The 22,048-nt window shown below is 36.6% G+C and carries 19 protein-coding genes; 9 read left to right on the forward strand and 10 right to left on the reverse strand.

The window, feature by feature from the left end; genetic code table 11:
- Positions 1 to 1,335 carry a sensor histidine kinase gene (locus AC3IS6_RS17990; RefSeq protein ID WP_489161391.1) on the forward strand — a complete coding sequence of 445 codons (1,335 nt, stop codon included), beginning with the start codon at positions 1 to 3 and terminating at the stop codon, positions 1,333 to 1,335.
- Between the two features lie 220 nt (positions 1,336 to 1,555).
- Here AC3IS6_RS17990 and AC3IS6_RS17995 read toward each other — a convergent pair whose 3' ends face one another.
- Positions 1,556 to 1,987, reverse strand: coding sequence for a response regulator (locus AC3IS6_RS17995; RefSeq protein ID WP_489161393.1), 432 nt, complete (start codon positions 1,985 to 1,987; stop codon positions 1,556 to 1,558).
- 12 nt (positions 1,988 to 1,999) lie between these two features.
- Entirely contained in the window at positions 2,000 to 3,286 is a 1,287-nt protein-coding gene (locus AC3IS6_RS18000; protein ID WP_489161395.1) for a sensor histidine kinase, read from the reverse strand.
- Between the two features lie 600 nt (positions 3,287 to 3,886).
- Here AC3IS6_RS18000 and AC3IS6_RS18005 point away from each other — a divergent pair.
- The gene (locus AC3IS6_RS18005; protein ID WP_489161397.1) at positions 3,887 to 4,915 is read left to right on the forward strand and encodes an alpha/beta hydrolase; all 1,029 of its coding nucleotides are present in this window, start codon (positions 3,887 to 3,889) and stop codon (positions 4,913 to 4,915) included.
- Positions 4,916 to 5,229: 314 nt separating this feature from the next.
- Here AC3IS6_RS18005 and metQ read toward each other — a convergent pair whose 3' ends face one another.
- From metQ to AC3IS6_RS18030, 5 genes are all read right to left on the reverse strand, one after another.
- On the reverse strand, positions 5,230 to 6,048 hold the full coding sequence (metQ, locus tag AC3IS6_RS18010; protein ID WP_489161399.1) for a methionine ABC transporter substrate-binding lipoprotein MetQ: 819 nt from the start codon (positions 6,046 to 6,048) through the stop codon (positions 5,230 to 5,232).
- Positions 6,049 to 6,121: 73 nt separating this feature from the next.
- The gene (gene metI, locus AC3IS6_RS18015; RefSeq protein ID WP_489161401.1) at positions 6,122 to 6,775 is read right to left on the reverse strand and encodes a methionine ABC transporter permease MetI; all 654 of its coding nucleotides are present in this window, start codon (positions 6,773 to 6,775) and stop codon (positions 6,122 to 6,124) included.
- On the reverse strand, positions 6,768 to 7,799 hold the full coding sequence (metN, locus tag AC3IS6_RS18020; protein WP_489161402.1) for a methionine ABC transporter ATP-binding protein MetN: 1,032 nt from the start codon (positions 7,797 to 7,799) through the stop codon (positions 6,768 to 6,770). Before metN ends, metI begins: the two co-directional genes overlap by 8 nt.
- 390 nt (positions 7,800 to 8,189) lie before the next feature.
- Positions 8,190 to 8,672: a cupin domain-containing protein gene (locus AC3IS6_RS18025; RefSeq protein WP_489161404.1), complete on the reverse strand. Its 483-nt coding sequence runs from the start codon at positions 8,670 to 8,672 to the stop codon at positions 8,190 to 8,192.
- A complete protein-coding gene (locus AC3IS6_RS18030; RefSeq protein ID WP_489161405.1) occupies positions 8,669 to 9,667 on the reverse strand; it encodes an NADP-dependent oxidoreductase in 999 nt (332 codons plus the stop codon). The genes AC3IS6_RS18025 and AC3IS6_RS18030 overlap by 4 nt, the downstream gene beginning before the upstream one ends.
- Positions 9,668 to 9,759: 92 nt before the next feature.
- Here AC3IS6_RS18030 and AC3IS6_RS18035 point away from each other — a divergent pair, with 92 nt between their 5' ends.
- Positions 9,760 to 10,140 (forward strand): winged helix-turn-helix transcriptional regulator, encoded by a 381-nt coding sequence (locus AC3IS6_RS18035; RefSeq protein ID WP_489161407.1) that lies wholly within the window; start codon positions 9,760 to 9,762, stop codon positions 10,138 to 10,140.
- 181 nt (positions 10,141 to 10,321) lie between these two features.
- Here AC3IS6_RS18035 and AC3IS6_RS18040 read toward each other — a convergent pair whose 3' ends face one another.
- On the reverse strand, positions 10,322 to 11,548 hold the full coding sequence (locus tag AC3IS6_RS18040) for a PQQ-dependent sugar dehydrogenase (protein ID WP_489161409.1): 1,227 nt from the start codon (positions 11,546 to 11,548) through the stop codon (positions 10,322 to 10,324).
- A 295-nt stretch (positions 11,549 to 11,843) separates the two neighbouring features.
- Between AC3IS6_RS18040 and AC3IS6_RS18045 the strand changes: the two genes are divergently transcribed.
- The 6 genes from AC3IS6_RS18045 (at position 11,844) to AC3IS6_RS18070 (ending at position 19,614) form a co-directional block, all read left to right on the forward strand.
- Positions 11,844 to 12,509 (forward strand): FadR/GntR family transcriptional regulator, encoded by a 666-nt coding sequence (locus AC3IS6_RS18045; RefSeq protein WP_489161410.1) that lies wholly within the window; start codon positions 11,844 to 11,846, stop codon positions 12,507 to 12,509.
- 43 nt (positions 12,510 to 12,552) lie between these two features.
- Complete coding sequence (locus AC3IS6_RS18050; RefSeq protein ID WP_489161411.1) at positions 12,553 to 13,788, forward strand: MFS transporter; 1,236 nt, start codon at positions 12,553 to 12,555, stop codon at positions 13,786 to 13,788.
- A gap of 313 nt (positions 13,789 to 14,101) precedes the next feature.
- Complete coding sequence (locus AC3IS6_RS18055; protein ID WP_489161413.1) at positions 14,102 to 15,595, forward strand: ankyrin repeat domain-containing protein; 1,494 nt, start codon at positions 14,102 to 14,104, stop codon at positions 15,593 to 15,595.
- 85 nt (positions 15,596 to 15,680) lie between these two features.
- Positions 15,681 to 16,160, forward strand: a complete 480-nt coding sequence (locus AC3IS6_RS18060; protein WP_264524274.1) for a DUF2271 domain-containing protein — start codon at positions 15,681 to 15,683, stop codon at positions 16,158 to 16,160.
- Between the two features lie 179 nt (positions 16,161 to 16,339).
- A complete protein-coding gene (locus tag AC3IS6_RS18065; RefSeq protein ID WP_489164928.1) occupies positions 16,340 to 18,532 on the forward strand; it encodes a PepSY domain-containing protein in 2,193 nt (730 codons plus the stop codon).
- A 68-nt stretch (positions 18,533 to 18,600) separates the two neighbouring features.
- Positions 18,601 to 19,614 carry an FAD:protein FMN transferase gene (locus AC3IS6_RS18070; protein WP_489161415.1) on the forward strand — a complete coding sequence of 338 codons (1,014 nt, stop codon included), beginning with the start codon at positions 18,601 to 18,603 and terminating at the stop codon, positions 19,612 to 19,614.
- A 266-nt stretch (positions 19,615 to 19,880) separates the two neighbouring features.
- On the opposite strand, the gene AC3IS6_RS18075 is transcribed toward AC3IS6_RS18070, so the two are convergent.
- Together AC3IS6_RS18075 and AC3IS6_RS18080 are read right to left on the reverse strand one after the other, a co-directional pair.
- Positions 19,881 to 21,008 carry an FAD-dependent oxidoreductase gene (locus tag AC3IS6_RS18075; RefSeq protein ID WP_489161417.1) on the reverse strand — a complete coding sequence of 376 codons (1,128 nt, stop codon included), beginning with the start codon at positions 21,006 to 21,008 and terminating at the stop codon, positions 19,881 to 19,883.
- Between the two features lie 48 nt (positions 21,009 to 21,056).
- On the reverse strand, positions 21,057 to 21,890 hold the full coding sequence (locus AC3IS6_RS18080) for a helix-turn-helix domain-containing protein (protein ID WP_489161419.1): 834 nt from the start codon (positions 21,888 to 21,890) through the stop codon (positions 21,057 to 21,059).
- Positions 21,891 to 22,048 lie beyond the last annotated feature (158 nt).

The raw sequence follows: 22,048 nt of genomic DNA on the forward strand, positions 1-22,048 counted from the left end.
ATGTTTAAAACATTCCAAACCTATAAATTGCTTTTTTTAAGACTGATACTGATTGTTGCGATGATCGAAATCTCCTTGTACTTTTTTAAGAAAGAATTACTCTTTACAGGAATATTTGGTCTTTTTGTTGTCTTTCTGCTCGTCCGCGAAATGTATTTTTATGTTCGGAATTTTGTTTTACTCTATAACAGAACAATCTCTTCTATATTACAAAATGATTTCGGATCAGACTTTTCGCAACATAACTACAATAAAAACTACCACGAATTATTTCTCTTATACGATACACTTAAAAACAAACAAAACGAACAGATTTCCAAAGACATTGTCTATCGTTCCATACTCAATAACATTGAAACCGGAATTGTCATTCTGCAAAAGGAAGAAAAAGAATGGGACATTTTTTTAATGAACAATTATTTCTCTTCCCATTTCAATGTTCCAAAAGTGTCCAAATGGAAATACCTTAAAGATCAATTGCCCTCGTTATGCGAGATTATTGAAGCAGATGATTTTCAGGAAATCAAAACTTCCTTAGAAATTCGTGTAAAAGAGCAAAACATGCAGACTTTTGTTTTACAGGCTTCCCGAACGGAAATTTTCGGGAAAGAATATTTTATCGTTTTACTCGATTCGATTCAGAATGTCGTAGAGAAAAAAGAGAAAGATGCCTGGGTGAATCTAATGAAAGTGATTTCGCATGAACTCTTAAATTCGATCACACCAATTCGCTCTATCTGTCAGAATTTACAAGATCTGGTGGATCAGGATACTATGTCGGCTGAAGATTTGGAAGATGTCAAAACTAGTGTCGAAACCATGCTGAGACGAAGTGATCATTTACAAAAGTTTGTCGAAGGGTATCGAAAACTAGCCATGCTGCCAAGCCCCAAAAAAGAGAAAACCGACTTGCAATTTCTAATGCACAATTGCCTTCAAATTATGGCTCCCCTGTTTAGGGAGGCAACCATTGAAGTTGTCAACACCATTACTTCCAAATACTGGATTACGATCGATTCTCAGCAAATCGAACAGGTATTTATTAATCTTTTGACGAACTGTATTTACGCCTTAAAAGATGCCACAGAAAAGACAGTATCGATTTCGGCGGAAGTTAAAGAAAACAGAACCTTCATTAAAATTACCGATACCGGAAATGGAATCGAAAAAGAGATCGAACACAAAGTCTTTCTCCCTTTTTTTACCACCCGAATTGAAGGCGCCGGAATTGGTTTAACATTATCCAAAAGTATCATTGAGGCACATGGTGGCTACATCACACACCGAAATGAAAATGGCAAAACTACTTTTGAAATTTGTTTACTTGAGCAGTAAATGAATTGTTTAGAAGCAAAAATGAAATCATTTTTTTCCAAATAGTTTACAAACACCCCTCTTATTTCCTGAATTTTCTTATCACAATTCATACCGTTTCTAATAAAAAAATACAGCTGAACACATTATGCATTACATTTTCTCTTCATAATATTATTCATTTTGAGGTTTTCTAACTTTCTAATTAACTTAATAAAATTTAATTTTCATCCACTTATGCTCAATGATTTTTTAATAGAAATTCATCTTTTATACTTTCAAATTTCTCTTTACTTAGTGGTTTATTAAGAAAACCTATTACTAAAGGGTTACTTTCTGCTCGTTTAAGATCCTCTGGATGTGTTGAAGAAGTAATCATCATTATGATACAATTTAACTTGATTGATTCAGAAAACTTTGCATATTCCTCAAGAAACTCAAAACCATTCATTTCAGGCATATTGATATCGAGAAAAATGAATTGCGGAAGTAAATGAGGTGTACCTTCTAACGAAAGTAAATATTCAAGTGCTGTAGTGGCTAACTCTTGTAAAACAATTTCCTCAGCAAAGCAATACTTTTCAGCCATTCGCTTTGCAATATAACGATCTGTAGCACTATCGTCTATTACAAGGATTTTTTTAAAGGAGGGTTGTGTTGCTTTCTGTTCCATAGGTTAAGTTGTTTACTTGTTGGGAATTTTAATAGTAAAAGTGGTTCCATGACCAATTTTAGATTGAACTTTTATATCTCCATTGAGTTTATATATTGCTTCTTTTACAATATAAAGTCCTAATCCTGAACCAACCGATTCTCTGGAAACACGATAAAACATGTCAAATATTTTTGGATGCAAATCTTCATGAATTCCAATGCCATTATCCTTAACAATGATATTTGTTTCAATATTAGAAATATCAATTTTGATGTTGACAAATGGATTTGGAACCTGAAAATTTTGATAGCGGATAGAATTTGAAATAAGATTATTTAGAATAGTAGTAAGACGATTTTTATCTGAGTAGACAGTAGCATTACCAATAATATCAACTTCAAAATCGACTCTTCTACTAGTATCTCCCATGAATTTCAAATTTTGAGTTACCTCGTTAAGAAGCTCTTTAAAATTGATATTTTGTTTATCAATTTCCATACGTGAGTTTCTTGAGTAATCAAGGATGTCGCAAATGAAGTTATCTAATTTCACGGCATTTTCCTTTAACATTTCAAGATGTCCCATCATTAATTGTTCAGTAGTATCGTCCTTAGCTATTTCAATAAGGCCAAGCATAGAATTCAAGGGAGCACGTAAATCATGAGATGTACTATACACAAAACGGTCAAGCTCGTAATTGGCTGTTTTTAATTCTTGATTTTCAATTTCCCGTTTTTTAAATGTCTGATTAATATGAGCTTCACTATATTTTTTAAATTGATATGCCCACAATCCACAAAGACCAAAAATAGTTGTAGCCAACAATATATGAATAACAAAAGTTCGCAGTGTCATATAATCCAACTGAGTAAAATAAATGCCGCTGACACCAATATATTGCAAATAACCAAATAGTGCATGATGAATTATTACTACTAATGCTAGAGGTATTTGCAGTTTCCAGTTTTGATAAGTAATAAGTATAGCACTTGCTACAAATGCAGTAAAATGCATCTCAAACATACCGTGCATTTGATAAATATACTGGCACATGAAAATTCCCAATACACTACTGAGAACGTACTGATAAAAGTCAGATTCAGGCAATGCTAATTTTGAAGAATAATAGGCAATGAGTAATATTCCTCCAACTCCAATGGCAATTTCCCAAGTATCATAATAAAAGGCCAATAATAAACCTGTAATAAAAAAAAAGATCAGAAAGTAATTAATTAAATTATCCGATTTTCTTTTTATTGCCAAAAGAAATTCCTGAATATTCTTAGATTGTTCTAGATTTTCTATTTTCTCTTTCATACTTTTTTCAATTTGGTAATGCATTGCTATACACTTTTAAAGTAAAGGCAATTTGGATTAAAAAAGGACAAGAAAAGCGGTTTATTTTTATTTCAGTACCTAAATATTAGTGCTTCACTCCGGTAAATGAATAATAGTTTTCAGGCGGGAAACTTTGGTGATCTATAATTGCACTCATTTATTATATGCTTAAAGCGAAAAAATTCAATCCACTACTCCATATATTAATGATATTGACAAAAAGCACTAAATATACGAATTAGCTAAATTACTAAAAAAACTACAAAGTAGGATTTTATCTGTTATAATATATTTGAAATTATGTGTATAACATCCTATTGTATTATACTAACGAGCTCTTTATGCTGCATCTTTTTTTTCCACTATTATGAATTTTCAAAAAAAATAAAAACACCAAATCTAACACATTATCCATTGAATTCCTGTGCCAGCTGGGGATTTTAAGAAATTAGAGGTCCGTGTAAAATGGAACGGTCTTTTTGTATATTTGGCTTCGCTATAAAACAAACTAATTAGGAACAAAGATCCCCGTCTCCACAACGCCAGGGAACGTTAACAGCAAATGTAAAAAGCATTACGATGAAAAGAATTATACTAAAATTTACAAAATGGGCAGTTCTAGTTTGCCTGGCAATATTCATAGTTAAAGGTTGTATTTCTACAACGTTGGATGTACCTTATATTAAACCTCGTACAACTACTCAATACTGGAATTTACCTACAGGTTCAAAAATTGCATATACGCACATTGCGGGCAAAGGGGTGAAAAAACCCTATCCAATTATTTACCTGCACGGTGGTCCTGGGGGATACGTATATACCAAAAATATCGAAACATTAGGAAAACTTTCTGAATCGGGCTATGATGTCTATTTATATGACCAGGTAGGTTGTGGACTTTCGGAAAGACTTGAAAAAGTTAAAGAATACACTGCTGTACGACATATAAAAGACCTTGAAGAAATTATCAAATTATTAGGTACCGAAAAAGTAATTCTTGTTGGACAATCTTGGGGTGGAGCATTAGCCGCATTATACTCCGCTGACAATTTGAACAAAATAGATAGAATTGTTTTTACTTGTCCTGGCGCGATTAAACCTGCCAATGAAGCGTTAGAAAAAATTAAAGCACCCGACAGCCTGAAATTAAAAGAACCATATAATGCAAATTCAAAAGTACTTCCAATCGTGCTTAATCCAAGGTATGTTTCTATAGGAATTTGGGCAAGATTTTTTGGAACAAAACTGGCTACTGATAAAGAAGCTGATGGTTTTCTGACGAGTATGGCTAATGTTTTTACGAAAGGTCTTGTTTGTGACCCAGCTAATGTATTGAAAGAAGAAGGAGGTGCTGGTAGTTATTGCAATTTAAACACAAGCGTAAGCTATGGTAGTTTAAAAGACCCGAGAATAAAACTGAAAAACAACAAAATTCCTGTTTTGGTAATGAAAGGACAATGCGATAATATTGATTGGGGCTATACCAAAGAGTATCTTGACTTGTTTAGTAATAGCAAGTTCAAATTAATTCCAAATGCAGGACATCAGATTTTTGCAGAACAACCAGAATTATATATAAAAACAATTAAAGACTTTTTAACTCAATAATATCTTCTGCGCACTTTACAAATATCTCATTGATTTCCAAACTTTGTCTTTCCATACTTTATCATGTTTCGAATGTCATCAACACACCTTAACACTAGTTTGGTTTGACCCCATTTTTTCGATTTAAGATATTGTAAAATAAAAAAACAACCCGAAGGTTGTTTTTTTATTTTACAATACTATGTATCTCCGATTATCTGCAAATATTAGCGGAATTATTAACCATCAACACATCTGATACATTACTAACTTTAACCCTTCATCGGGCTTAAAAAAGAGTCTTTCAATAGTCTCTTTTATCTATCTTAAAATAATTACCAGCCTTTTACTGCTCCGCCTTTAAATTCGCGAACAGCGGCCTTTTCTACTTCAGCAGATTGGAAAGCCTGTACAAATTGTTTTACTTTTTCTTCTTTTTTGTTGTCATCACGACTTACGATTAAGTTTACGTAAGGCGAATCTTTGTCTTCTACAAACAAAGCATCACGAGCCGGAACCAATCCTGCCTGCGAAGCAAAAGTATTATTGATAATGGCAATCGCTACATTCTGATCGTCTAAAGCACGTGGCAATTGTGGCGCTTCCAATTCCAATATTTTAAGATTCTTTGGATTCGCTGTGATATCTGTCACTTTAGGCAATAAACCTACATTTGGACGAAGTTTTAACAACCCGTTTTTCTCCAAAAGCAACAAAGAACGACCTCCGTTTGTCGGATCATTTGGAATAATGACAGTGCTTTCGTTTTTCAATTCCGAAAGACTTTTGATCTTTTTAGAATAAGCGGCAATTGGGTAAATAAAAGTCTTTGCAATGATCGCCAGTTTGTATCCCCGCTGCTTCGATTGTTCGTCCAGATAAGGTTTGTGCTGAAAAGCATTAACATCAATATCTCCCTGACTTAAAGCTTCGTTTGGAATCACATAATCGTTAAAAGAAACCAATTCCACTTCAAGACCGTATTTGTCTTTGGCTACTTTTTGGGCAGCTTGTGCCACAGCATATTCCGGACCGGCAGCGACACCCACTTTAATATGGTGTGGATCGTTATTTTTACTTTTTCCGCAATTGGTCACAACAATTGATAATGCCACAATTCCTGCTGTTTTTAAAAAATTTATCTTCTTAATCATTCTTTTTATTTTTTACTATTTACTATTTATTTTTCACATTTAACATCTCACATCAAACATCTCACTCCATTCATTACCTATGGTCAAATCTTTTAGACAATGCATCACCTGCAAACTGAATCACGAATACCAGAACCACCAGTAGAGCCAATACCGAGTTCATTGTTACTGCATCATAACCAATATAACCGTACTGATACCCCACCTGTCCTAGACCACCTGCTCCAACAGCTCCACCCATGGCAGAATAACCTACAAGTGTGATTAAAGTAATTGATGCGGCATTAATTAAAGAAGGCAGAGCTTCCGGAAGTAATACTTTAAATACAATTTGTAAAGGTGTTGCGCCCAAAGCCCGTGCTGCCTCTATTAATCCTGATGGAAGTCCTAAAAGACTATTCTCTACCAATCGTGCAATAAAAGGGGCGGCTCCAATACTAAGCGGAACCAATGCTGCACTTACTCCAATAGAAGTTCCTACCAGTGCACGTGTAAAAGGAATCATCCATACAATTAAGATGATAAACGGAATCGAACGAAAAATATTCACTAAAACCGATAAAAACCGATTCAAAACCGGCTGTTCTAAAATTTGATTTTTTCGGGTCAGAAAAAGTAATACACCTGTTGGTAATCCAAGCAGAAAACCAAAAAAACCAGACACAAAGGTCATCACTATCGTTTCCCAAGTACCTTTCAATAATAATTCAATAATGGATTCAGACATAACCTATGATTTCTGTTTTAATATGTTTTGAAATAAAATACTGGATAGCAGCATCGTAATTTTCACGTTTACCCGACAATTCAATCAGCATCACGCCAAAATTAACTTCTCCTGCCTGATCCATTTGCGCACTGACGATCTTAAAATTCGTATCAAATAAACGCGAAACCTCAGAAATAACAGGTTCATTAACCGATTTACCCGTCATTTCAAGTCTAAGTAACGGATTCAATCCCTCACCATCTTCCTTTTGCAGTCTTTCCTGATAGACTTGCGGAACATCAAGATGTAATGATGAAGCTATAAATTCTTTCGTCAGTTCATGTTTCGGATCTGCAAAAATTTCCCCAACACTTCCCTGCTCTATTAATTTTCCATGGCTGATTACCGCAACTTGATCACAGATCGATTTTACGACTTCCATTTGATGTGTAATAAGTAAAACCGTAATATTCAGACGACGGTTAATGTCTTTCAATAGATTCAAGATCGATCTTGTAGTTGCAGGGTCCAGTGCGCTTGTAGCCTCATCGCATAAAAGTACTTTAGGATTATTGGCCAGCGTTCTCGCAATGGCAACCCTTTGTTTTTGACCACCCGAAAGACTGACCGGATAATCGTTTGCCTTTTCTTTTAAACCTACCAATTCCAGTAGTTCTAAAACGCGACTTTTGATTTCTGCTTTTGAAGCCCCCACAAGTTCCAGCGGAAAAGCCACATTTTCAAAAACCGTACGCGATGAAAGTAAATTGAAATGCTGAAAAATCATTCCAATCTGCCTTCTTTCAATTGCCAGCTGCGCGTTTGACAATAACATCAGTGATTTTCCGTCTACAATAATTTCTCCCGAAGTGGGTCTCTCCAATAAATTCACACATCGAATTAAGGTACTTTTTCCCGCTCCTGAAGTTCCTATTACTCCAAAAATCTTCCCTGGAGGAACCCTAAGCGAAACATCTGACAAAGCCGAAACTACCCGGTCTTTCTGATGGAAATTCTTAGTGACATTTTTTAATTCAATCATTCCGTAATTCAAGTTTAAAAACAAAAAAGCCTCTCAAATAATCATGAAAGGCTTCTCAAATAAATAATATCATTTTATACATAAGCCAGATCAATTAACCTCACAACCACATTACAACACATCATCATGTTGCAGTTATCATAGTTCATATTCTGGTCCTTTTTTCTCATTGTTGCGGCAAATTTAATGAGTTATTTTTAATTTTAAGACAAAAACACGTAAAACTTTTATTAACCTATCAAAATAATAGACTAGTATCCCGAATCAGGAGCAATTTCCGGCTATCCGCTTGTATCTTTGCCCGCTTAAAGAAAGCAGGCAAAGGATACCGCTACTATCCGGGCTAGGGCTTTAATTTTCAAAAAGACCTTTCCGAGAAACAAATTTTAATCAGGGCCTTTTATAAGCTCCGGCATCCAATAAAACGGCCAACTGAATACAAGGCAGCTCCGATCGATTGCTCCAGGCATGGTTTGTTCCTCTTTGTACCACAATATCGCCGGCTTGCAATAAAGTTTCATCTTCGTCAACAATCAGATAAATTTCTCCAGAAAGAATAACGATATAATCCAGCGTATTCGTTTGATGCGTCAACGGATGTGGCTCACCTTTGTGGGCCACAATACCAAGCGAAGCATCCGGCGGAATCTGAACATAACGAAAATAACTTCCATTTTCCGGCGTATGAGGAAAAGCCGTATTTTCAATAACCTTCTCCTCATTTAATCGAACAGGCATACAATCCGTTGACCAGATATCCGATATGATAAGACCCGGAAAATGTTCTGAAACATTAGTCACAAGAGCATCCTTTTCAATTATCGATTTTCCATTTCGTATTCCTGTAACGATCCTTCTCGGAATTGTTTTCATAGTGGGTTGATTTGCATGATTAATTTCTTTCCATTCGTTCTGTTTTCGCGAAGTACAGCGTGTGCTTTCAAAACTGTTGTAACTTCTAAATTGCCCATTACTTCAATATTTGGAGGTGCAATTAACTGCTGTTCCAACAGAGAAGCCAACTGCTCCAGTCCGTTTTTATAATAATTGTACCTTTTTTCAAGACCGTAGGCATAGTTTGAAATATTGAGAACGGTTACACCTTTATTAAAAAGCACTTCACGCGATTCCAAAGTCAAAAAATTCGTCACATCTGCATAAACACCATTTGTTTTTAGCACTCGGGCTGCTGTAACAGCAACATCATTACCAACTAAATCAACTACAAAATCAAACTTTTGATTGTCATTGAATAACAAAGCGGCCTCGTAAACATTCTCTTCTTTATAATTAATGATTTGTTTTTTAGTCAAACCAATTGCCAGTAATGCTTCAATACTATTTTGATTTCCGGCCGTAACAATCAGATTTTGATAACCCTTTACCAAGAGCAGTTTTACTAACATTGCTCCTACTCCACCTGCTGCTCCGGCTATGAATATAAAATCTGCAGTTTGCGCTTTCATACGATTAAGACATTGTAGCGCAGTAAGTCCTGCAGAAGGAATCGCAGCCGCTTGTTCAAACGAAACATGCTTTGGCAAGTGCACCAGAATTTCCGCGGGAACACAAATAAATTCTGCATAAGTACCATTTGACCCCATACTGCCGGAACCACAAAAAACGGCATCTCCAATTTTAAAATCTCGAACATTTTTTCCGATGGATGTAACGATTCCTGAAAATTCCCGTCCTAATATTGGCGAATGCAATAATTTACGCTCCATCGCATTTTCGGTCATTTGATAATCAATCGGATTAAAACCGGCAGCGGCAATTTTTACCTGAACCTGATTTTCAGACGGCAGTGGAGTAATGAATTCCTCAAGCCGAAATTCCCCATTTTGATGTAAAACAATTGCTTTCATATTTATACTTTTATCTTACGAAATTAGTACAGAAATGATTTATTTTTGCTACTAGTTAACCCGGGGTAACCGGTTACTTAAGATAAACTACTATGGTAAAAATCAAGGATAACGGGATACTTCGGGAAGCCAATTGCTCAGAAGAATTAATGGCAATGCGCGATAGCCTTGATGTGCTGGGCGGAAAATGGAAACTGATGATTTTACGTTTTTTAACCAACCGGACACATCAAATTATTCATTTTAAAAAAATGCAGCGCGAAATCGAAGGTATATCGGCTAAAATGTTAAGCAAGGAGCTAAAAGAGCTCGAAACTAATTTGCTTATTTCAAGAACAGAACAGAAAACCCAACCTATTATGGTGGTATATGCTATTACTGAATACGGAAAATCTGTACTTCCGGTTACTGAAACTTTGGTAAAATGGGGGTTAAATCACCGTGAAAAGATAATTGAAACCATCAGTAAATAAAACCAACCCGATACCTTATATACTCAGTATTAGTAATTTGTTTTATGGACGTTTCAAAAAGAGCACATAAAAACATAGATTCTGTACCTATGTTTCTATGTGCTAATTATATTTTATGAAGCAGAATTGCGAAATCATGTCACACAAGACACCACTTGCTTATTCCAATTCCAACTAAAGTTTATTTTTTATCAATTTTATACAACTTACCGCCATCTGTAACTGCATACAAAGCACCATCGCTTCCTTGGGTAATATCTCTGAATCGTTGATTTTCTGACACCAATAGTCTTTCTTCACCCACAACCTTATTATTGTCTATGGCAAGACGAACAATATGCATTCCGCTTAAAGCCCCAACAAAAAGATTATTCTGCCATTCGGGAACCCGATTACCTGTGTAAAATATCATACCACTTGGCGAAACTACCGGATCCCAATAATAAACCGGTTGTTCCATACCCTCCTGCTGCTGAATTCCGGCTCCTATTTTATCTCCTCCATATTCAATCCCGTAGGTAATGGTAGGCCATCCGTAATTTGCTCCAGCCCTTAAGCGGTTGATTTCGTCACCCCCACGTGGCCCATGTTCGGACAGCCAGATTTCCCCACTAACCGGGTTAAGCGCCAGTCCCTGTGGATTTCTGTGTCCGTAGGTAAACAACTCCGCTAATGCTCCGGCCTGAGTAAATACAGGATTTCCGGATGCCGGCTGTCCTTCCTTTGTAATTCTAACCACCTTACCAAGACCTGAAGTAAGAGATTGTGCCAAAGGTCGTGTTTCCAAAACCGAACGCTCTCCGGTACTCACTACCAGATTACCTGTTTTATCAAATAAAATACGTCCTCCGTAATGAAGTGTACTCGTGTTAGCAGGCTTTGCCCGATAAATAACAACTGCTCCTTCTATTGTCTTTTCATTGGTAGATAATTTTCCTTTGGCGACTGCCGTATTGTTCCCTCCTCCTGTTGCTTCAGCAAAAACCCAATAAATCATTCGATTCGAAGCAAATTCAGGATCTAGACATAACCCCAGCAAGCCTCCTTGTCCTCCGGCATTAACGGCAGGAATACCGATAATAGGATCACTCACTAACCCAGCAGTTGTAACAATGCGCATGGTACCTGTTTTTTGTGTAATCAGCAAACGACCGTCCGGAAGACCTGTAACTCCCCACGGACTGGTAAGAGCACTCGTGATCACTTTTGCTTCATAAGCCGTGTTCGTTTGTAGCCCATTCGTGCGGGTTTGTCCCGAAAAAGCAGGTTTATAGGTCGTATTGGCAGGATTACCCTCTACAGGATTTGTAATAGTGCCCGGATCAGTAACAACTTCTTTGTCATTTGAACAGCCTAAAAAAATTAATAATACACCCGAAAGAACAACAATGTGTTTTATATTTCTCATACGAAGTAGATTTAGTTAAAAAATGGTATTGGGGTAATTTTACCAAATTTCTACAATTCAAATTAAAAACTTTTATATAATTCACCCGAAAAGTTATACAATTTTATTGTTAAAGCTTTCAAAATAAAATCGAACTACATCCACACATAACAAACTGAAAAGCAATCAATAACCCGTGAAACTGCCCTAATTTCCTGTCTTCAGCCTAGCAACTAAATCATAAAAAAGACTTAATAATGGTTAATTCTACAATTATTCTTTTATTTTTGCAATCATCAGATGATGTGATACATACATGAAAACTCTTATCCAAAAAAAATCGCTTGCAGAAGAAGTTGCTTCAAAAATACAGCAACAAATTACCATGGGTCATTATAAAATTAATGAAAAATTACCCATTGAGGCTGAGTTGATGAAAAGTTTTGGTGTAGGCCGTTCGTCTATACGTGAAGCCATGAAGATACTGGCTAATTCCGGTTTCTTGCGCATTCAGCAAGGTGTAGGTACTTTTGTAGAACAGCTTACCAGTAATCGCGAACCAATGGATCAGCGTATCATGCGTGCCAATGTTCAGGATCTCGATGAAGTAAGACAAATACTGGAAATGAAAATTGCCGAGAAAGCTGCCATTAACAGAACGAATGACGATATCGCGGCCATGCAAGAACATTTACACAACAGATTGATTGCTGCCAAACAAGGCAATTTAGAAGAATGTGTAGAAGCCGACATACAATTTCATATTGCCATTGCCAAAGCTTCGAAAAATGAAATCCTTGCCGACTTATACAAATCAGCATCCGTACACCTTAAAAAAGGTTTTTTACATCTTTATACTGACACCAAAATATTTCAGGAAACTTCAGCCGTTCACCATCAACTTTTAGAAAATATTATTGCACAGGATCCTAAAAAAGCCTGGAATACTGTTGCAAAAATTATCGGACATATCAATTACTAATTTTTTACTCATAATCATCAGATGATCTGATCTATTATTACTTATGAAAACAGACACTACTTTCACCAATACACTAGCCGGATCGAAGCAATTGGCCCAGCAAACCGTTTTCTCTATTTTATTTACCATCAGTTTTACACATTTTATCAACGATATGCTTCAGGCTGTTATTCCTGCGGTTTACCCTATTTTAAAAACTAAATTTAGTCTGACTTTTACCGAAGTTGGCCTTATTACCCTGACCTATCAGCTAACCGCCTCCATCCTGCAGCCTTTTATTGGCTTTTATACCGACAAAAAACCGCGTCCGTATTCATTGGCTATCGGTATGGGCTTTACCCTTGTGGGACTGGCAGCAGTAGCCGTGGCTTCGAGCTTTGTTAATATTTTACTTGCCGTAAGTTTAATTGGTATCGGATCGTCAATATTTCATCCCGAATCTTCACGCGTTGCCCATTTGGCTTCTGGCGGAAAAAGAGGTCTTGCTCAATCGATCTTTCAGCTTGGAGGAAATGCAGGAAGTGCAATTGGACCTTTGTTGGCAGCTATAATTGTGGTTCCTTATGGACAATTTAATATTATATGGTTCTGTTTAGCCGCGATTGTAGGTATTGTAATTCTTTCAGGTGTTGCCAAATGGTATCAGGAACATTTAAATCTTAAAGCATTAAACAAATCGGCCGTTTTAGAAGAAAGACACCATTCGCTTTCCAGACAAAAAGTCATATTCTCCTTAGGGATTTTACTGGTTCTGATCTTTTCCAAGTACTTTTATATGGCCAGTATGACCAGTTATTATACCTTTTATCTGATTGATAAATTTCACTTGTCTGTTCAGGAATCACAAATTTATCTTTTTGCTTTTCTTGGCGCAGTAGCCGCAGGAACGCTTTTTGGCGGAGCATTAGGTGACCGCTTTGGACGAAAATATATTATTTGGATTTCTATTTTAGGGGTCGCACCTTTTACGCTATTATTGCCTTATGTTTCGCTTTTCTGGACTGGAATTTTATCGGTGATTATTGGTTTAATTATCTCATCCGCTTTCTCAGCCATTCTGGTTTACGCGACAGAACTTGTTCCGGGTAAAGTAGGTTTAATTGCCGGGCTATTCTTTGGACTGGCTTTTGGTATGGGTGGATTAGGTTCTGCTGTACTGGGAAAATTAGCCGATACTACAAGCATTGAATATGTGTTTAAAATTTGCGCTTTTCTACCCCTGATAGGAGTTTTGACCAGTTTACTGCCCAACATCGAAGGAAAAAAAAGAAAACAGTAGTTTATTTACCATAAGTCACTAAGAGCGGGCACGGCTTGCGGTTATTTTTTTTGCCACAGATTAAAAGGATTCGATGGATTTTTTATAATTCTCAAAACCTTTTAAACTGTGGTTTTCTTTTTGTGAAAAACCCGGTTTCTAATCCTTAAAAAAAGATTAAAATTGGAGTTTCTTCAGCAAATACATTGATTTACTAATATTAATTTTTACATTTGCGTTATTTTTAACTATTCTAAATAGATTGTTCTTCACAAGCTATTGTAGTAGCATACCAAAACTAACTAATTTTTTAAAAAATAGTAAATCTTTAAATATGAAAAAGAATTTCTTTATCTCTTTTGCCTTAGTTGCCTCTTTATTTGTTAGTGCGCAGCAAAAAAACATATTGTTAGAACAGTCTTTTTGGAAAACAGCACCGGATGTCAATGCGGTTAAAGCTGAAATTGCAAAAGGGAACAATCCGGCAGAAGCCAATGCCAATGCTTTTGATGCTACGGTTATCGCAATCAACAACGATGCTCCTATTGCTACTATAAAATTCTTGTTAGACCAACCTGGTAATCCAATTGTTAAATTAACTCACGACAATCGTATTTACCTGCATTGGGCGGCCTATAGAGGAAATCTTGAATTGGTAAACTATCTAATAGCTAAAGGCTCTGACATTAACCTTGAAGACAGCCACGCTACTACTCCAATCGCTTTTGCAGCTTCAAATGGTCAGACTAATACCGCTTTGTATGATGCTTTTTTTAAAGCAGGAATTGATCCGAAGAAAAAATACGCTGATGGTACCAACTTGTTATTAATGGCTGTAGCATCAGATAAAGACCTTGTTCTAACGGATTATTTAATAACCAAAGGATTGTCTCTAAAAGATGTTGACGCTAATGGAAGTACTGCTTTTGACTATGCCGCAAGAACTGGAAACATTACGCTTTTGAAAAAACTTTTAGACAGAAAAGTAAAACCTACTGACAATGCACTTCTAATTGCAGCACAAGGATCACGCAGAGAAACCAATACGCTTGAAACTTATAAATATTTAGTAGAAGAAGTAAAATTAAAAGCTACAGCTACTGGTAAGTCAGGAGAAAATGTACTTCACTTATTAGCAAACAAACCAAATCAGGGTGAAATAATCGCTTATTTCTTAGCCAAAGGCGTTGATGCCAACAAAATCGACAAAGACGGAAATACTCCGTTAATGATCGCTGCCGGAGCAAGAGAAACTATCGCATTAGACAAATTATTACCAGTATCAAAAAACATCAACTTACAAAATACTAAAGGCGAGTCGGCATTGACATTTGCCGTGAAATCAGGAGCTCCTGAAGCGGTTGCAACCTTATTAAGCAAAGGTGCCGATGTAAATGTAAAAGATAAAGACGGAAACAATCTGGGAGTTTACTTAGTACAATCTTACCGTCCAGCAGGCCGTGAAGCCAATGCTGCTCAGGATCCATTCGAAGCAAAAGTAAAATTACTTCAGGAAAAAGGATTGAATTTAGCTGCTGCTCAAAAAGACGGAAGTACGTTGTATCACTCAGCTATTGCAAAAAACGACCTGGCTTTAGTAAAAAAATTAGCTTCTTTAAACATTGATGTTAATGCTAAAAATAAAGATGGTTTAACAGCTTTACACAAAGCAGCAATGGTTGCAAAGGACGATTCAATCTTAAAATACCTTCTTTCAATTGGTGCCAAAAAAGACATCAACACTGAATTTGACGAAACTGCTTATGCTTTGGCAAAAGAAAACGAGTCGTTAACTAAAAACAACATCTCAGTTGATTTTTTAAAATAATCGATAGAAAGATCGAAATTCCAAATTTCAAATTCCAAATTCCAAAAATATAAAGATCTAAGATCTGAAAAAAGTAATAATTCATATGAAATCAATATTTAAAATAGCGCTTACAGCTGCGTTAATCTGCTTAATCTCCTTCCAATCTACAGCACAAAGCAAATACAAATGTATGCTTCAAATGGCAAATTATATGGGAGAAGGCGCTTACATCGTTGTTTCGCTTATCAATCCAAAAGGAGAATACGAGAAAACACTTTATGTAATGGGCGATGATAAAAAATGGTACAAATCATTGAAGGAGTGGAATAAGTTTCAAACTGCAAAACCTGCTGATATCAGTGCTAAAACCGGAGCCTCTGTTACTGGTGGAGACCGCAGCATTACCACGATTGAAATCGAAGATTCTAAAATAAACAAAGGATATAAACTAAGATTTGAATCGGCAGTAGAAGATCAGAAATACTATGTAAGCGATTTAGAAATTCCGCTTACCACAGAAGGATTGGCTGACAAAACTGAAGGAAAAGGTTATATCAGATATGTGAGATTAAACAAAATTTAATTGTAGCTGTCACAAATCGGGCGAAAGCAAACAGGCGAAGCAATCGCACGAACTAACTCTAATTAAATTCTTTGAAAAAAAGATTACCACAGATTCAAAAGGTCTAAACAAATTAAAATTCCTTTTAATCTGTGGTAAAAAAAACGCTTACATTTGATTACACTATAGATTACACCTCCATGACTCTTTCTTTTTGGCGTTACGCACACCTGGCTCTTGCTTTATGCTCTTCTTTATTTTTGATCCTCGCTTCGGCAACAGGTATTGTTCTGGCTGTTGATGCAATGCAGGAAAAAACACTTCCATACCGTGCCGAAAATTTTGATGCTATAACACTGGAAGAAGCCTTAACCGTTCTCAAAAAGAATTATTCTGAAATCACAACCGTTAGCGTCGATAACAATCAGTTTGTAACCTTACAGGCAATTGATGAAGACGGTAATGACATTAATGCCTATATCGATCCTAAAACCGGTAAACAATTAGGAACACCCCTAAAGAAAAGTGAATTTATTCAATGGGTGACCGGATTCCATCGTTCTTTGTTTCTTCATGAAACGGGACGATTTTTTGTTGGTATCATTTCATTTTTACTCGTTTTAATTGCAATCTCGGGCTTTGCTTTGGTATTAAACAGACAAAGAGGCATTCGTAACTTTTTCTCTAAAGTAGTCAAGGACTATTTCGCACAATATTACCACGTAGTTTTAGGAAGACTGGCTTTAATCCCAATTCTGATTATTGCGCTTACCGGAACTTATTTATCGCTGGAAAAATTTAATTTTTTCATGGATAAAAAAGATTCTGAAAAGGTTAAAATAGTCAAAGCTGATATTACCAAAGAAGAAAAAGAAACCTCTGTTTTCAAAAAAACGCTTTTAGCAGATGTCAACAAAATTGAATTTCCTTTTACGGACGATCCTGAGGAATATTACATCATCGATTTAAAAGACCGCGAAATCGAAGTCAATCAGGTTACAGGGGCTATTGTTACGAAAAAACTATCTCCCGTGACAGCTCAATTGTCTGATTTAAGTCTTGATCTTCATACCGGAAGAGCTAATGGAATCTGGGCTTTTATACTTGCGATTGCCAGTATCAACATTCTCTTTTTTATCTATTCGGGTTTTGCTATTACCTTAAAAAGAAGATCCAGCCGAATCAAAAACAAATACAAAGCTGCTGAAAGCGAATTTATACTCCTCGTAGGTTCAGAAAACGGAAGCTCTTTACGATTTGCCAATGCCGTTCTCAAACAATTGGTCGATCAGGGCAAAAAAGCATTTGTTACCGAACTAAACAGCTATACTGCTTTTCCGAAGGCAGAACATCTAATTGTCTTTTCCTCTACACACGGATTAGGAGACGCCCCTTCTAATGCAAATAAATTTATATCGCTTTTAAAGAAACATCCACAGCAACAAAAAATCTCTTATTCTGTAGTAGGTTTTGGTTCAAAAGCTTATCCTGATTTTTGTGGTTTTGCCTTTGAAATAGACAAACAGCTAGAAAATCAAAATTGGACAGAACGTTTTCTGGAAGTTCAAACCGTAAACGATAAATCAGCTGTTGAATTTGTAAACTGGATCAGGTTGTGGAGTGCTAAAACCGGAATTCCTTTGTCGACAACACCGTCTTTGTACAATCATGTTCCAAAAGGATTGCAAAAACTAATGGTTTTAGACAAGACCCTTATTTCAGAAACCGAGCAAACTTTCCTGATCACATTGCGCACCAATAGCAGAGTAAAATTTGCTTCCGGAGACTTACTGGCTATTTATCCGGCCAACGACAGCAGAGAACGCCTCTACTCGATCGGAAATCATTCCGGAAACATTCAGTTGGTCATAAAATTACATCCGCACGGATTAGGTTCCGGATTTTTAAATGCCTTAGTTCCCGGGAATGTAATCAAAGCCAGAATCATCAACAATAAAGCTTTTCATTTTCCTAAAAAAGTACCTCAGGTGGCCTTTATTTCAAACGGAACAGGTATTGCACCTTTCCTTGGAATGATTGAGCAGAACAAAACTAAAACACAAGCACATTTATACTCCGGATTCCGTATGGAAACCGAAACTGTTTCAGGCTATAAAAATTTTACGGCTGAAATGATTCAGAAGCAAAAACTGCAAAGTTTTCATCTGGCTTTGTCCCGCGAAAATGATCATTTTTATGTAATGGATCTCATCAAACGCGATGCCGATTTTTTCATTAATTTATTGCAGCAAGGCGGTGTAATTATGATTTGCGGTTCACTTGCCATGCAACAGGATGTCGAATCAATTCTGGATCAATTGTGTCTGGAAAGAAATGTAAAAAATCTTTCGGAATACAAGAAAAATGGCCAATTGCTAAGCGATTGTTACTAGCAAATTATTGCATTTAATGCATCGCAACATCAATTTTATGCTGCTGTAAAAACATAAAACAAATTTCAATGTCAATCAAAAAAGCGATCCATACTCACTCTTTACTGCTACTGGTACTATTTTGCAGCCTAAACACTACTGCTCAGGTGTTGCGAAAAAGAACCACACTGCTTATGGGGGGACGTTTTGACATTTCGATTGTGGCTAAAGATTCCCTTGCTGCTGAACAAAATATTGATGCGGTAATTGCTGAAATTACACGAATAGAGAATCTTATCTCCGACTGGAAACCCGATTCTCAGGTTTCTCAAGTCAATCAAAATACAGGAATCCGACCTGTAAAAGTAGATCGTGAAGTTTTTGAGCTCACGCAAAGAGCCATACAATTTTCTGAAGCAACCAAAGGCGGTTTTGATGTAAGTTTTGCCGCTATGGACAGAATCTGGAAATTTGACGGCTCGATGACTGAAATGCCTTCACCGGAAGCCATCAAAAAATCAGTAGAAAAAGTAGGTTATAAAAACATTATTCTCGACAGCGTTCAATCGACCGTATTCCTGAAATTAAAAGGAATGAAAATTGGTTTTGGTGCTTTGGGTGAAGGTTACGCAACCGATAAATGTCGAAATATGATGCTCGAAAAAGGCATTAAAGCCGGAATTGTAAACGGCTCAGGCGATATGACCGCGTGGGGAAGACAACCCAACGGTAAAGACTGGAACATTGGAATGACCAATCCTTTTCATCCCGATACGCTGTTTGCAGTGGTTCCGTTAAACAATGGTGCTGTAACAACATCTGGAAGCTACGAGAAGTTTGTTGTTTTTGATGGCCAACGTTATTCCCATATCATTAACCCCGCAACTGGATATCCTGCTACAGGTTTATGCAGTGTTTCTGTATTTGGTCCTAACGCCGAAACTGCAAACGGTTTAAGTACCTCACTTATGGTTTTAGGACAAAAAGAGGGTCTTCTTTTATTAAAAAAATATCCTGACTACAGCTGTGTGATGATTACGGATAATGGCAAACTGGTCAAATCTAAAAACTTTAAAATCAAAAAATTCAAGGCAAAACTTTAATCTGTTACGAGTTTTTTTCTCGCAGATTTTTGTTTCTCGCAAAGTCGCAAAGACGCTAATATTTTTCTCTACGAAGGCTTCAAATACTCCAATCTAAAACTTTGCGTCTTTGCGCCTCTGCGAGAGTTTTCTTTTACGCAGGTTTAGCAGATTATACAGATTTTTGTTTCTCGCGAAGTCGCGAAGACGTTAAGATCTTTCTGTACGAAGTCTTCAAATACTCCAATGTAAAACTTTGCGCCTTTGCGTCTCTGCGAGAGTTTTTATTACTCATAAAATTTTAGAAAAGAAAAATCAGGACTTTGCATGGCTATTTCGTTAGTTGCGGTCTCGAGTTGTGCTTGTGTGGCATAAACAAACATCTGTTGTTCGTAATCACTGATAGCAGCTTCTATTGTATCAAATGTTCCGTTGGTCAGATTATCTGATAAAATTAAAGCATCTAATAATCCAATATTTGCTCCCTGACCCGCAAATGGCGGCATGATATGCGCGGCATCTCCGATGATTGTTATCGGCAAGGGGCGATCTCTTTTCCAGTCATCATCCAAGGCAATCTTTCTTGTAGGCCACAAAACAAAAGAAGATGTAGAACGAAACAACTCCTTATAAACTTCATCCCACTCCGAAAATCGAATTAAGAGATACTTGGAAATATCATCCGTAGTCTGAAAAGCATTTTCTGTTCTGACAACTTCTTCAGGGCTTTTAAAAATGACATTATAACTCAAAACTTTACCGTTCTTTGGGTTCGCAACCAACAGGCCTTCTTGCCCTGCAACCATAAGTATAGTACCATTACAAAGTTGACTAAACTTTTCACAAGTCTCTTCCGGACAAAGTACCTCACCCTGGATCATAAGTGTTCCGGTATATTCAATTTTGGATGCTGTCATGAACTCTCTGGCTTTAGACATGCCCCCGTTTGCTCCAATCACAAAATCGGCAATAGCACTTGTTTCATTTTCAAACTCCAAAAGCCATTTTCCGTTAACGACTTTAAGATTCGTAAACTTACAATCCCAGACTACAGTATCGTTTTTCAGACTATTAAGCAATAACAGTCTTAAATCGTTTCTGTTAATTTCAGGATTATTATAACGTTCTTCTGGCTCTATTATTCTAGAGAACAAAACATTACCTTGTCGATCGGCTACAGTTCTCCCCATCGGTATCGCCACATCAAAATAAACATCCAGTAATCCTGCCTTTTTTAAGGCTTCCTGTCCCGAACCTTTATGCAAATCAAGCGTCCCGCCCGAAATTCTGATTTGCGCATTTTCATCTCTTTCATAAACAGAAACTTCAACACCGTTTTGTTGTAATAATTTCGCCATGGTAAGACCAACTGGCCCCGCACCTATAATGGCAACTTTTTTATCTTTCAATAACATAATTTTGCATTCTAAATTAGAAAGACAAAATTCTGCAATACGAAAGTTTCAGGATTGTATAAATGCGACAAAATCATTGTTTATCATCTGTTGCTTTGCTTTTCGTGCAAATACAGCGGGTGTAGTACCACTGTAACGCTTAAATTCCCGACTAAGATGCGACTGATCAGTGTAACCCAGTTCCTGAGCCAAACCTGCAATATTCAGATTCGGTTCATGCCATAATCGATTGCGTACCTGTTCAAAACGCATTAAACCTGAAACATCTTTAACCGTGTAACCGGATGATTGTTTAAAATTCCTTTCCAAAGTACGAACTGTAGTATGAGACGCAGCTGCTATCCTGCTTACAGAAATGCTTCCTCCCGCAGCTGTCATGGCTGTTCCGGCTTTAAACAATAGACTATCTTCATTACTTTGCAATTGCATTTCCAAAAAATAATGTTCAACTTTGGTAATTGCCTCCTCTATTTTGTGCAAACGAATCAGATCGTACAAAACAGACTGAAGTTCAGCAATAGGATGTACAAAAACCTGTACTCCATTCTTTCCTTTTACAGAAGATAATCCGAGCATATCAAAAACCGTCCACGGATAACACCTGATGCCAATAATTTCCAATGAATCGTGGGAATTGAAAACAACAGGCTGACGGAGTAGTCCCATTATAAAAGGCGATGGTAAAACTTTCAAACTATCCTTATAAGAAATACTAAGTTCGCTCCCAAAATAAAAAATGATTTCGGCATAACCATCCGGTACTACTTCAAAAACGGACTGCTCTTTTTTGCATTCAATCTTATCATACCAAAAGCATTTTATGTTTTGCTTTAATTCTTCGGAAGGAATAAATTCCTGATGATTGGTTTGAAATGAAAGCATAATTTAGAAGAAATAAGGTACAATCGATTATTCCACTAACAAAAGTCACTTCGCAAAACTGACCTTGTTTATGATACTAATCACTTTCAAAAATAAGCAATTATTAGATAACTTTCTAACACCTAGTAAAGAACTGTATATCAGCGCCATACAACAAA

This window comes from Flavobacterium sp. KH_035, from assembly GCF_057839565.1.